This is a genomic window from Methylobacterium sp. CB376 (assembly GCF_029714205.1).
Taxonomy (GTDB): Bacteria; Pseudomonadota; Alphaproteobacteria; order Rhizobiales; family Beijerinckiaceae; genus Methylobacterium.
This window is the reverse complement of record NZ_CP121648.1, coordinates 3,996,843-4,009,316: the sequence shown is the minus strand read 5'-3', so window position 1 is coordinate 4,009,316 and position 12,474 is coordinate 3,996,843. Positions and strand designations below refer to the sequence as shown.

Annotated in this window: 8 protein-coding genes; 3 read left to right on the top strand and 5 right to left on the bottom strand. The window is 74.5% G+C overall.

Annotated features, from left to right (window positions below; all coding sequences use genetic code 11):
- Nucleotides 1-3: 3 nt before the first annotated feature.
- The 5 genes from QA634_RS18050 to QA634_RS18030 form a co-directional block, all read right to left on the bottom strand.
- Complete coding sequence (locus tag QA634_RS18050; protein ID WP_043701341.1) at nucleotides 4-657, bottom strand: Spy/CpxP family protein refolding chaperone; 654 nt, start codon at nucleotides 655-657, stop codon at nucleotides 4-6.
- 339 nt (nucleotides 658-996) lie between these two features.
- Nucleotides 997-2,058 (bottom strand): plasmid partitioning protein RepB, encoded by a 1,062-nt coding sequence (gene repB, locus QA634_RS18045; protein ID WP_012333342.1) that lies wholly within the window; start codon nucleotides 2,056-2,058, stop codon nucleotides 997-999.
- Nucleotides 2,055-3,272, bottom strand: a complete 1,218-nt coding sequence (repA, locus tag QA634_RS18040; protein ID WP_012333341.1) for a plasmid partitioning protein RepA — start codon at nucleotides 3,270-3,272, stop codon at nucleotides 2,055-2,057. Before repA ends, repB begins: the two co-directional genes overlap by 4 nt.
- A gap of 211 nt (nucleotides 3,273-3,483) precedes the next feature.
- The gene (locus QA634_RS18035) at nucleotides 3,484-4,437 is read right to left on the bottom strand and encodes a 2-hydroxyacid dehydrogenase (protein WP_012333340.1); all 954 of its coding nucleotides are present in this window, start codon (nucleotides 4,435-4,437) and stop codon (nucleotides 3,484-3,486) included.
- A gap of 110 nt (nucleotides 4,438-4,547) precedes the next feature.
- Nucleotides 4,548-6,197: a dihydroxyacetone kinase subunit DhaK gene (locus tag QA634_RS18030; RefSeq protein ID WP_012333339.1), complete on the bottom strand. Its 1,650-nt coding sequence runs from the start codon at nucleotides 6,195-6,197 to the stop codon at nucleotides 4,548-4,550.
- Between the two features lie 206 nt (nucleotides 6,198-6,403).
- Here QA634_RS18030 and QA634_RS18025 point away from each other — a divergent pair, with 206 nt between their 5' ends.
- The 3 genes from QA634_RS18025 (at nucleotide 6,404) to QA634_RS18015 (ending at nucleotide 12,417) form a co-directional block, all read left to right on the top strand.
- The gene (locus tag QA634_RS18025) at nucleotides 6,404-9,358 is read left to right on the top strand and encodes a response regulator (protein WP_012333338.1); all 2,955 of its coding nucleotides are present in this window, start codon (nucleotides 6,404-6,406) and stop codon (nucleotides 9,356-9,358) included.
- 636 nt (nucleotides 9,359-9,994) lie between these two features.
- Entirely contained in the window at nucleotides 9,995-11,038 is a 1,044-nt protein-coding gene (locus QA634_RS18020) for a hypothetical protein (RefSeq protein WP_012333337.1), read from the top strand.
- Between the two features lie 215 nt (nucleotides 11,039-11,253).
- The gene (locus tag QA634_RS18015) at nucleotides 11,254-12,417 is read left to right on the top strand and encodes a TAXI family TRAP transporter solute-binding subunit (protein ID WP_012333336.1); all 1,164 of its coding nucleotides are present in this window, start codon (nucleotides 11,254-11,256) and stop codon (nucleotides 12,415-12,417) included.
- Nucleotides 12,418-12,474: the final 57 nt, after the last annotated feature.

Here is a 12,474-nt window from a genome sequence, read left to right as displayed (position 1 = left end):
CCGTCAGTTCCTCTCGGGCCCGGCTCCGCCGGGCTGCGGCCCGGCTCCGCCGGGCTGCGGGCCGGCTCCGCCGAACTGGGGCCAGCCCGGCCCGCGCTCGGGACGCCCGCCCTCCCCGCCCCAGGGATGCCGCCAGCGGCCGAAGCCGCGATGCTGCTCCATGGCGCTGGCGACGCGGTCGACGAGCTTGGCGCGCTGCTCGGCGCTGACCTGTCCGGCGGCGTCCACGAGCGCCCCGGCGATGATCTTGGAGCGCGCATCGACGCTGCGCACCATCTCGGCGCGCAGGGCCTCGATGGCGGCCCGGTCGACGGTCGGGGCCTTCAGGAGGTCCGCGAGCCGCCGGCGCATCTCCTCGTGCGTGGGCCCCTCCTTCATCAGCGCGGCCGAGGCCGAGGCGATGATGTCGTGGATGCGGTTCTCCTGGTCCGAGGTCGCCCCGACCGAGTCGAGCGCGCGCCGGGCCATGAACTGCAGGCGCGCGAGGCGCTGGCCGGGATCCCGGAAGCCGAAGCCGTCCGGGGCGCCGCCCATCGCGACGGCGAGGCCGGCCGTGCCACCGGCGAGCAGGAGGCCGAGGGCCAGGGCGGTCCGGCGCAGAATCCGCCGCGGGGCCGGCGCCTGCGCGGCGGGGCCGTTCATCGCACCGTTGCTCATCGTGGTGTCTCCCTTGACGCGAAGCGCGTCGTCAGGCCGGACCATGACGCGGGCAGGTTTCGCCTCTCGCGGCCGCATGTAAAGTTTTGTGAACGCGGCGCCGCGGCGCGGGGCGGCGTCCCGCGCCTCCCCGATGCCGGGCCGCGCCCGGATCGCGGGCGGCGGGTGCCCGCGTTATCCTTCGCGTTATCCTTAATGCGGGCCGGGGCGCCCGCCGGGAGCGCGGGCGCGGCTCATCCCGAATCCGGTTGGTCCCCTCGGGATGACGGATAGTGGGCTTCGCTCACGCGCCGCGCGGGCGCGTGATCCGGGATGCACTTCGACCGACCGGATCCCGGATCAGCTTCTGGACCGGCGGTAGGCGGCCAGGATCTCGGGAAGCTGGTCAAGGATGTAGTCCGCGAGGCCCGGCTCAAGGCGCTCGTCGAAGGAGAGCGCGACGCGGTCGGCGCCGCGCTCGACGCGGGCGAGCCTGCGGCCCTGCGGGTCCGTCCAGACCTGGGGCCGCCCGCCCCGCGCCGGCGGTGCCGCGACCGCGGCCAGGATCGCGGCGAAGCGCTGGTCGGTCGGCTTCGCCCGGAAGGCCGGATCGGCGAGCAGGGCCGAGAGGGCGGCGCGGTCCGCCGTCCGGATCCCCTCGGCGAGCAGCATCCAGCGCGGCCGACCGGCGGCCGGGGCCGGGCCGATCGCCGCCAGAATGTCATCCGGCACCGTGCGGGCGACCGAGATCAGGGTCGAGAGGTCGCCCTTGCCGACCCCCATCGCCGCCGTGATCGTGTCGCGCGGGAAGCCGTGCTCCTCCAGCCGCCGGGCGAAGAAGGCCCGCTCGATATAGCTCAGGTCGCGCCGCTCCAGGTTCTCCTTGCCCTGGGCGATAACGAGTTCGGCATCGGTGAGCGGCCGGATCACGGCCCGCACCGGCCGGGCCAGGATCTGCGCCGCCCGCACGCGGCGGCGCCCGTAGGCGATCTGGTAGCGGCCGGCGCTGACCGGGTGCGGCCGCACCAGGACCGGCACCTGCTGGCCGCTCTCGCGCACGCTCTCGACGAGGCTCGCGAGGCTCGGGTCGGTCGGGTCGGCGACCCGGTCGGCGATGAAGGAGGCGTCGATCAGCCCGGGCTCGATCTCGACCACGGCCGAGCCGGCTTCGAGGCTCGCGGCGGCGTCGGCCTGGGCGGCCAGCCCCCGCAGGGTCTGGCTCATCGCCCCGATGGCGCCGCTGCGGCGCCGCGGCGCGGCCGGCGGGTTTGCAGCTGCAAACTCGGTCCCGTCCGGGGTCTGGTTTGCAGCTGCAAACCCGTCCGGCTCGGGCGAGGGCGCGGGCAGGGGCGCCGGCAAGTGCACGGGCTTGTGCACGGGCTTGGCGGCGAACAGCGCGTCGAGGTTCGATTTCCGGCTCATGCGCGCCCCCAGGCCCGGCGGATCAGCCCCTCGATCTCGCCGTTCACCGCCTCCAGGGACTCGAGCGCCCGGTCGTAGGTCGAGCGGGTGACGCCCTCGCGGCCGATCTCGTACAGGGTCTGCTTCGACAGGCCCGCATCCGAGATGGCCGAGGATTTGAGCATCGGCGCGGTCAGCACCGCGTCCTCGAAGAGCGTCCGCAGCATGCCGACGATCCGGGTCTGCGGCGCGTCCTGCTGCTCGTAGCGGGTGACGAGGTAGCGCAGCCAATCGTATTGCAGGCGCCCGCCATGCTCCGCGACGACGCCGAGCAGGTCCTCGGTCATGGCCAGGAACTGGCTCATCGAGGCGACGTCGAGCATCTGCGGATGGACGGTGATCAGCAGGGCGGAGGCGGCGCAGAGGGCCGACAGGGTCAGGTAGCCGAGCTGCGGCGGGCAGTCGATCACCACGACGTCGTAGCGCTCCTCCACCGACTCGATCGCCTGCGCGACCCGGTCGAAGAACAGCGGCTCGCCGGGCCGGCGCAGGCCGAGCGCGCGCGGCGTCTCGTGCTCGAACTCCATCAGTTCGAGATTGGCCGGCACGAGGTCGAGGCCGGTGAAGTAGGTCGGCCGGATGATCGCCTCGAGGGGGCGGCGGGCGGCATCGTACCGGATGGCGCCGAACAGCGTCTCGCTCTCGCCCACCTCCAGCTCCGGCTGCACCCCGAGCAGGGCCGAGAGGCTCGCCTGCGGGTCGAGGTCCAGGGCGAGCACGCGGTAGCCCTTGAGCACGAGGTGCTGGGCGAGGTGGGCCGAGGTCGTGGTCTTGCCCGAGCCGCCCTTGAAGTTGGCGACCGCGACGACCTGGAGCGGGTCGCCCTCGCCGCGGCGCGGCTGGTAGCGCCGGCCGGCCCGGGCCTGCTCGTCCAGGTAGGCGCGAAGCCCGTGAATGTCCGCGAGGCTGTAGGAGCGCCGCCCGGTCGGCGAGACCTCGGGCTGGGGGCCGAGCCCCTCGGCGGCGAGCTGCTGCAGGCGCGAGACCGTGATGCCGATGATGCGGGCGACCTCGGCCGAGGTGAAGCGGCGCAGCGTCTTGGCCGAGAGCGGCGGGAACAGGCCCGAGGAGATCGCCTGGAGCTGGGCGCGCAGCACGGCCGCGTGCGCGCCGATCATCGCGCTGGGCGAGATCGGCAGCGGCGGCGCCGGGATCGCGGTGGCGGCCTGGTTCATGTTTTCACGCCCCGTTTGCAGAAAAACCGCCGAATCGGCGCCAAGACTGCAAACTTTCCGAAACGGCTCCGATTCGCAATCGCCCGCGAGGCGTCGCGGTGCGGCGACGCAAGCCTCGCGCAAGCTTGCGGGGGAGGGGAGGGGAGCCCGCGACGGCGCAGGGGCGTCGGCGGACGGGTCGCGCGCCCCGGCGGGGATCGGTGGCGCGGGATTAGTAGCCCCGCGCCGCGTCCACGGCGGCGGGAATGCGCCCGGTCCGCCGGTAGCCGCGCAGGTTCTCCGCCACGATGGCGGCGGCGCTGCGGGGGTTCGTCGGCGCGGTGACGTGGGGCAGGACCGTCACCCCGGGATGCCGCCAGAGCGGGGATTCGGGGGGCAGCGGCTCGGTGTCGAACACGTCGAGGACGGCGTGGGAGAGCTGCCCGGACTCGAGCGCGGCGAGGAGCGCGTCGGTGGCGACGATCGGGCCGCGCCCGAAATTCATCAGGGCCGCCCCCGGCTTCATGGCGGCGAATTGTGCCGCGCCGAGGAGGCCGCGCGTCGCCGGCGTCATCGGCAGCAGGCAGACGACCACGTCGCTGCCGGCGAGGAGCCGCGCCAGCCCGTCCGGCCCGGCGAGCGTCGCGCCCGCCTCCGCGCCGGGCCGCGCCCGCGGCGTGCGGCTCCAGGCGGCGACCCGGAACCCCGCCTCGTCGAGCCGCCCCGCGGCCGCCGCGCCGAGCAGCCCGAACCCGAGCAGGCCGACCGTCATCTCGGCCGGGGCGCGATAGGGCAGGGGCCGCCAGATCCCGGCCTCCTGCTGGCGCCGGTAGGCCGGCATGTCGCGCTGCAGGAAGAAGGTCCAGGCCAGGACCGCCTCGGCCATGGTGCGGGCGAGCTCCGGATCCACCAGCCGGACGATCGGCACGCCGGCCGCGCCGAGATCGCGCACGAGGCGCTCGACCCCCGCCCACAGGCTCTGGATCCAGGCGAGGCGGGGCAGGCGCGCGACCTCGGCGGGATCGGGATTGGCCACCACGGCGACCCTGACCGCCTCCCGCTGCGCCGGGGTGAGGGCGCGGAACGGGACGAGGCTCTCCTCCGGGAGGGCCGCGCGGAGCGCCGCCAGGAAGGCGGCCTCCTCCCGCGCGTCCAGGCTGCCGACGAAGGCGATCGGTTCGTGCATCGGGTCTCCTCCTGCTTGGGCCCGGGTCAAGGCTCTCGGGCCCGGGCGGGGTCCGGCCGCGGGGCCGGCGTCGACGGCGGGGCGGTAGCGATCCCCTCGCGGGGCCCGCGTCACGGCGAGCCGGCCGCCTCCGCGAGGGCCTCGAAGGCGCGCGCGACCGCCTCCGCGCCCGGATCCGCGGTGCCGGCGAGGTCCCGCACCCCGAGATAGCTCGACCGGCCCGAGCGCGCCGCCGCCATCGCGGCCGTGGCCTGCGCCCCGGCCCGGGCCGCCCGGGCGGCCGCGGCGAGGCCGCCGCCCTCGGCCAGCGCCCGCGCGGCGGGGAGCAGCGCGTCGAGCATGGTCCGGTCGCCCTCCCGGGCGCCGCCGTAGAACTGCATGCGGGCGACGCCCGCGGCCAGCGCCTCGCCGGGATCCGCACCCTCGCGCAGCCTGTGCCCGGCCTCCGCCAGCAGGATCGAGAGCAGGACGCCGCTCGACCCGCCCATCGCCCGCGACAGCCGCTCCGCCAGCGCCCGGCAGAGGGCGGCCGGCTCGGCGAGCGGCAGGGCGTCGATCTCCGCGAGGACGCGCCGCGCGCCGGAGGCGAAGGTCGTGCCGGTATCGCCATCCCCCACCCGCGCGTCGAGCGCGTCGAGGGCCGCCTGGGCAGCGATGAGCGCGCGGCAGGCCGCCTCCAGCAGGCGGCGCGAGGCGGGATCCGCGGAGGGCTCGTCCGGCGCGGGCCGGAGCGCGGCGGGGAGCGGCAGCGCCGCCGCCTCGCCGCGCACCCGCCGCGGCGCCGGCCAGGCCGGCGCCCGCACGGGCGCAGTCAGCATCGCCGCCGCGGCGGCGTCCACCGGCATCAGCGAGAGCGAGAAGCCGCGCATGTCGAGGGCCGTCACGACCGGCGCCGGCCCGAGCAGCCAGGCGATCCGCGGGCCGAGCGGGCCGCGCAGGACCTCCCGGGCCACCGCCGCCATCTCGACGGCCGAGACGCCGCCGAGATTGTTGACGAGGAGCGCGAGCTGCGGCGCCTCGCGGATCTCCGGGCCGAAGCGGCCGACCATGTCGGCGACGAGCGCCGGCAGGGGAGGGAGGGCGATGCGCTGCACGCCCGGCTCGCCGTGGATGCCGAGGCCGAGCTCGGCCTCGCCGGCCGGGATCCGCGCCTCGGCCCCCTGGCCGGGGATGGCGCAGGTGGCGGTGGCCACGCCGAGCGTGCGCACCGCGCGGGCCGTCGCCTCGGCGGCGGCGCGCACGGCCGCCAGGGGCTGCCCCGCCGCCGCGGCGTGGCCGGCCGCCTTGTGCACCAGCACCGTCCCGGCGATCCCGCGGGGCCGCGCGCTGTCCGGGAGCGCCACGTCGTCGCCGACGATGACCACCTCGACCGCGTGCCCGAGGGCGCGCGCCTTCTCGGCCGCCAGCCCGAAATTGATGCGGTCCCCGACGTAGTTCTTGACGACGAGGAGGCAGCCGGCCGGTCCGGCCACCGCCAGGATCGCGGCCAGGACCGCGTCCACCGAGGGCGAGGCGAAGATGTCGCCGCAGACCGCGGCGTCGAGCAGGCCCTCGCCCACGAAGCCCGCATGCGCCGGCTCGTGGCCCGCGCCCCCGCCCGAGATCACCGCGACCTTGGTCCGGTCGCGCTCGGCCCGGAGCACGACGCGGATCTCCGGGTCGCCGTCGAGGCGGGCGAGCCCGGGCTCCGCGGGGGCGAGGAGGAGCCCGTCCAGGGCATCGGCGACCAGCGTCTCGCGCCGGGTGAGGAAGTGCGTCATGGCGGACCGGGGGTGAGGCGTTGCGGGGGCCGGGCGGCGCGCCCGACCGGCCGCCGCATCCTACGCGGCCCCGCGCCGGCGGAGCAGGGGGCGGATGCGGCGCCTCGCGCCCGCGATCCCCGGCCGGCGCGACGTTTCGGCCCCAGCGACGTTGTCGGCGGGCGCGCCGCCCCGGCGCGGAGCGCGGGCGCTGAGCGAAGGATGCCATGACCGAGGAGACCCCATCCCCGAGCCGCCGGCTGCCGCGCTTCGCGCGCCCGCGGTCGCGCGCCGCCCTCCTGGCCGTGCTGCTCCTCGGCGTCAGCTTCGCGGCGGCCCTCCTGAACTACCTATCGGGCACGCGCGCCGCGGCCGAGGCGGTGCGGCTCAACGGCGTGATCGCCCAGAGCGAGCGCGTGCTCTCGACCCTGAAGGACTTGGAGACCGGCCTGCGCGGCTACATCCTCACCGGCGACGGCGCCTATCTCGACCCCTACGCGGCGGCGCTGACGCACATCGACCCGGAGCTCGACCGGCTCGACGGCTTCGACCGCGACCCGGACACCCGCGCCCGGCGCCGCCGCCTGATCGCGGACCAGCGCGCCTACGCGGCCCGCGCGGTCGCGGCGCGCCGGGAGCAGGGCCCCGAGGCCGCCTCCGCCCTGGTGCGGAGCGGGGAGGGCAAGCGCATCATGGATGCGCTGCGGACCCTCACGGCGGCGGTGCAGGACCGGGCGGTCGCGGATCTCGACCGCATCGCGGCGCGCGAGCGCCTGCGCTCGCCGCTGCTGCAGGTCCTGGTGCTGGCCTCGGCGCTGGCGGCGGCGGGCCTGCTCGCGCGCCTCGCCATCCTGCGCCGCCGCGAGGGCCGCCGCACCGCGGCGCTCCTCGCCGGGGTGCTGGAGAACGCGCCCGTCGGGCTCGGCTTCCTCGACCGCGACCTCACCATCCGGCACATGAACCGGGCGCTGGAGAGCATGAGCGAGCGCGGCCTCGGCACCGGGGTCGGAGAGCCGATCTGGGCGCTGCTGCCCTCCCTGCGCGACGCGCTCGCGCCCAAGCTCGCGGCGGCGCGCGACGAGGGCCTGGTCACGGCGAATGTCGAGGTCGGGGTGCCGACCCCGAGCGCGCCGGGCAGCGTGCGCTACTTCCAGATGAGCTTCTTCCCCCTGCGCCGCGACGTCGACGACCGCGCCGCGCGGGCGGAGGGCGTCGGGCTCGTGATGTCGGACGTGACCCTGCGCAAGCTCTCCGAGGCGCGCACGCGGGAGAGCGAGGAGCGCTTCCGCTCGCTCACCGAGGCGACCTCGGCCATCGTCTGGCGCACCACCCCGGAGGGCACCTTCGCGCAGGTCACCTCGGAATGGACGCGCTTCACCGGCCAGACCCCCGAGGAGGCGGCGGGGCTCGGCTTCCTCGACGCCGTCCATCCCGAGGACCGCGCCGCCACCCGCGCGGCCTGGGAGCAGGCGGTCGCGACCCACGCGCTCTACGCGATCGAGCACCGGCTGCGCCGCCACGACGGCATCTACCGCCACATGGAGGTGCGCGCGGTCCCGATCCTGGAGAAGGACGGCCGGGTGCGCGAGTGGGTCGGGGCGCATGCCGACACCACGGCGCGCAAGGAGGCCGAGTTGGCGCTCGAGGCCGCCCGCGAGGCGGCCGAGGAGGCGAACGCCGCCAAGAGCCAGTTCCTGGCCAACATGAGCCACGAGCTGCGCACGCCCCTCTCGGCGGTGATCGGCTACGCGGAGATGCTGCAGGAGGAGATGGAGGATCTCGGCGCGTCGGCGCTGCTGCCCGACATGCGCAAGATCGAGGCGAATGCCCGCCACCTGCTCGGGCTGATCAACGACGTGCTCGACATCTCGAAGATCGAGGCCGAGCGGATGGAGGTCTATGCCGAGGATTTCGACGTCGCCGCGACCCTGCAGGATGTCGGCGCCACGGTGGGGTCGCTGATCGCCAAGAAGGACAACGCGCTGGTGCTGGACCTCGCGGAGGGGCTCGGGCGGGCGCATACCGACGTCACGAAGCTGCGCCAGTGCCTGATCAACCTCCTCAGCAACGCCGCGAAGTTCACCGAGGGCGGCCGGATCGTGCTCTCGGCCGAGCGCCTGCGGCGGGACGGCCGCGACCGGCTGCGCTTCCGGGTCGCCGACACGGGCATCGGCATGAGCGCGGAGCAGCAGGCGCGGCTGTTCGAGCGCTTCACCCAGGCGGATGCCTCGACGACCCGCCGCTTCGGCGGCACCGGGCTCGGCCTCGCCATCACCCGCGCCTTCGTGGAGATGCTGGGCGGCGCGATCGCGGTCGAGAGCCGCGCAGGGGAGGGCACGACCTTCACGATCGAGCTGCCGGTCCGCTACCGGGCGGAGGCGGAGGCCGGGGAGGACGAGGCCGATGCCGCGGCGCCCGCGCCCGCCGCGGAGGCGGCGCGGGAGGCCGGCGGGGACCTCGTCCTCGTCATCGACGACGACCCGGCGACCCGCGACCTCCTCGCCCGCTTCCTGCGGCGGGACGGGTTCCGGGTCGCCGCCGCGCCGGACGGGCGCGCCGGGCTGGACCAGGCCCGGGCGCTGCGCCCCCGGGTGATCCTGCTCGACGTCACCATGCCGCGCATGGATGGCTGGGAGGTGCTGCGCGCCCTGCGGGCGGACCCGGACCTCGCCGCGACGCCCGTGATCATGGTGACGGTGCTCGACGAGCAGAACCTCGCCTTCTCGCTCGGCGCGACCGACTACCTGCACAAGCCCGTGGCCTGGAAGCAGCTGAAGGAGGCGATGGAGCGCTTCCGGCCGGCGATCCACGAGGGGCCGGTCCTGGTCGTGGACGACGACCCCGACGTGCGCGAGCGCATCACCGCGCTCCTCACCCGCGAGGGCTGGCGCGCCGCCTCGGCGGCGAACGGCCGGGCCGGGCTCGACGCGGTGGCGGTGCGCAAGCCGGGGCTGATCCTGCTCGATCTGATGATGCCCGAACTCGACGGGTTCGGCTTCCTGCGCGGCCTGCGGGCGAGGCCGGAATGGCGGGACATCCCCGTCGTGGTGCTGACCGCCAAGGACGTGACCGCCGACGAGCGGCGGCGCCTCGCCGGCCAGGCCGACCGCGTCCTGCAGAAGGGCGGCCTGAGCATGGCCGACCTCGCCGCCACCGTCCGCTCCCTGCTCGTGCCGAGCTGAGCCGCCGGCGCCGGCGCCGACGCTCGTCTGTGGTTTGAGCCCCGCGCAGGCGGGCGCCACCGTGATCCGCCTCGCAATTTGGCGCGTGCCGGCGGCCGACGATCACGGGATCCCGCGGTGCTCGCACGAAGGGGAGCGTGGCGAAACGGCTTAACGTCTCGTACGACGGGACCGGGGGACTGGTCGCGACGCGATCCGAAGGCCCGAACTCCTGATCCCGGCCGCGTCCGGACCCGGACGGGCCGTCGAGCGCCGGCGAAGAACGTTCAACCCCGACACGCGGCGTCAACCAGCAGTATCGAGGACGGGCAACCCGAGACTCCACCAGACGCGACCGGTCTATCCGGCGACGAGGCAACGGCCGCGTCGTCGTTGGAAATCAGGCAGAATCAAACACCTGGAGCGGGATCCGGTCGCGATCCCGCTTTCGATTTCGCCAGTTGGCCTTTGTTTATGGACGACAAACCGAGATTGCGCCATATTGCAGATGAGGAGCGAGACGAGCGTGATCGCTTCAACTCGCCAGAGATCAGCCGGCCCTGAGAGCTGAGGGAGAGCGGGAGACCCGCGCGAGCGGAGTTCGAGACGGTCCAAGACCGGGCCGGTCCAAGACCACGCATATCGGGAGGCGACGTCATGCGAGGAGAAGCGTGCGCTTCGCTCGGCCGCCGCGGCAGGCTCGTCCTCTTGGTGGCCGCGGCCGGGCTGTCCGCCTGCCTCGCGGCGGCTTCGGCGCCGGCGCAGGAGACATCCGACCCGTCCGGACAGGGCGCGGCCCCGCCGCGGGCGAAGGAGGTCCAGGGCGATGCGCCCCTCTCCACCGTCAAGGTCCCGTACGGCGAGCGCGTCGCCCTGCCGGTCGCCAACCCGCCCCCGCGCCGGGCCGATTACGCCTCCGTCTACATGACGGGATTGCCGCAGGGCTCGACCGTGTCCGACAGCGTCCACGACGTGGTGGTGGGCGACGACGTGCAGGCGATCGACATCAGCAGCTTCAACCTCGAAGGGCTCTTCGTCCTGCTGCCGCGCGATCTCGCCTCCCGCTCGCACGAGGTGTTCGTCGCCAGCGTCCTGGCCTTCCCGCCCTGGTCCGGGGAGGGCAACCCGGTCCAGACCGAGACCCTGTCGACGATGGTCATCATCCCGGAGGTCTCTTCGCTTCCGCCGCTCGCTCTCGACGTGCCGCAACCGGCCGTCGCCGTGATGAGCGTTCCGCCCGCCGCGGCCCCGCCGCGCGGGCCGGGCCGGGATGTGGCGAGCCGGCGGGATGTGGCGAGCCGGAATGTGCCGAGCCGGGATGTGCCGAGCACGGATCAGCCGGCCGCGGACCGGGCCGGCCCGCGGGCGACGGGCGCCGCGATCGCGGAGCCTCCGAGCCCGGCGCAGTCGCCCCCCGCGGCGGATCCGGGAGCCGGCGACGAGCCCTCCGCGGTGGCGCTCCTGGCGAGGGCCGGGCAGCTGCTCCAGGTCGGCAACGTGAGCGGGGCGCGGCTGCTGCTGCTGCGGGCCGGGTCGGCCGACGCGATGGAGCTCCTGGCGCAGACCTACGAGGAGGCCTTCCTGCGCCGCCTGGGCGTGCGCGGATTGAGGGGCGATCCGGAGCGCGCGCGCAGCTACTCCGAGGCGGCCGCGCGCCTCCGCCAGGGCGGGGTCCAGCGTCAGGCCCGATCGGCCCCGTGACGGCAGCAGGCAGGGAGACCCCGATGGAGAGCAGGATGCGTGTGATGCGCTTTCCGGAGGATCACGTCCGGACGGCGTATGACAAGCCCGCGCGGCGCTTGAGCGAAGCCCCAATCCGCCATCCCGAAGGGATCAAGCGGGTTTGGGATGACAAGCCCGCGCGGCGCTTGAGCGACGCCGACATCCGCATGGCCAAGCAATCTGTCGGACGTCGGATGACCCGTCTCGCGGCCCTCGCGATCTCGGTCGCTCTGCTCGCCGGGGCGCCGGGCTCCCCGGCCCAGGCCCGGGAGGCGGCGCCGGCCGCCGAGAGCGAGGGGATGGTCGGCGACAGCATGAACGCGGCGACGGTCTCGATCGTCACCGGCACGCCGGGCGGCACCTATTTCCGCATCGGCGCGGACCTCGCCTTCGTGCTCGACGACGGCAAGCAGCTGCGGATCCTCCCGATCCTCGGGAAGGGCGCCGGGCAGAACGCCTACGACCTCCTGTTCCTGAAGGGTGTGGACCTCGCCTTCCTGCGCACCGACACGCTCGAGCAGCTGCGCGAGGACAAGCGGCTGACCAAGGTCGACACCCGCATCCAGTACATTTCCAAGCTGTTCGACGACGAACTGCACATCATCGGTCCGGTCGACGTCACGGATGCGCGGCAGCTCGCGGGCAAGCGCGTGACCTTCGACGTCAAGGGCAGCGGCACCGATTACAGCGGCCGGGCGATGTTCCGGAAGCTCGGGATCGCCGTGCAGGCGATCAACGTCGATCAGCCGACGGCGCTCGAGATGCTGCGCAAGGGCGAGGTGGACGCCGTCGTCTCCGTCGCCGCCAAGCCCGTGGCGATGATCGCGGGCTTCGATCCGGGCGGCAAGTTCCACCTCATCCCGGCGAAGTACGCGGCCGCGGTCGAGGATGCCTACCTGCCGGCCTCGCTCACCAAGCAGGATTACCCCAAGCTCATGGGACAGGCCGACGAGGTGCAGACGCTGGCGGTCGGCACGGTGCTCGGGGTCTACAAGCCCGTGAAGGGCTCGGCCCGCTACGCCAAGCTCACCCGCTTCGTGGATGCGTTCTTCGGCAAGTTCGACGAGTTCCTCGCGCCGCAGCGCCACCCGAAATGGCGCGAGGTCAACCTGGCCGCCGAGGTGAGCGGCTGGACCCGGTTCCTGCCGGCCCAGAAGTGGCTCGACGCGCATCGCGAGCCGCAGACCTCCGGGGGCGGAGACTTCACGGCCTTCCTGAACGACCAGCAGCCGAGTGCCGCGACCGGCAAGGAGGAACTCTACCAAGCCTACCTGCAATGGCGGAAAGGCCGCGGCCGCGCCATCAACAGCCTGGGCGAGAGGGTCCCGGACCGGCAGACGAAGGGTTCGAGCTTCTAGGCAACTGCACGCGGCAATCCTGCTTAGCCTCTTGTTTTCGCGTGATTTCTCGCCACC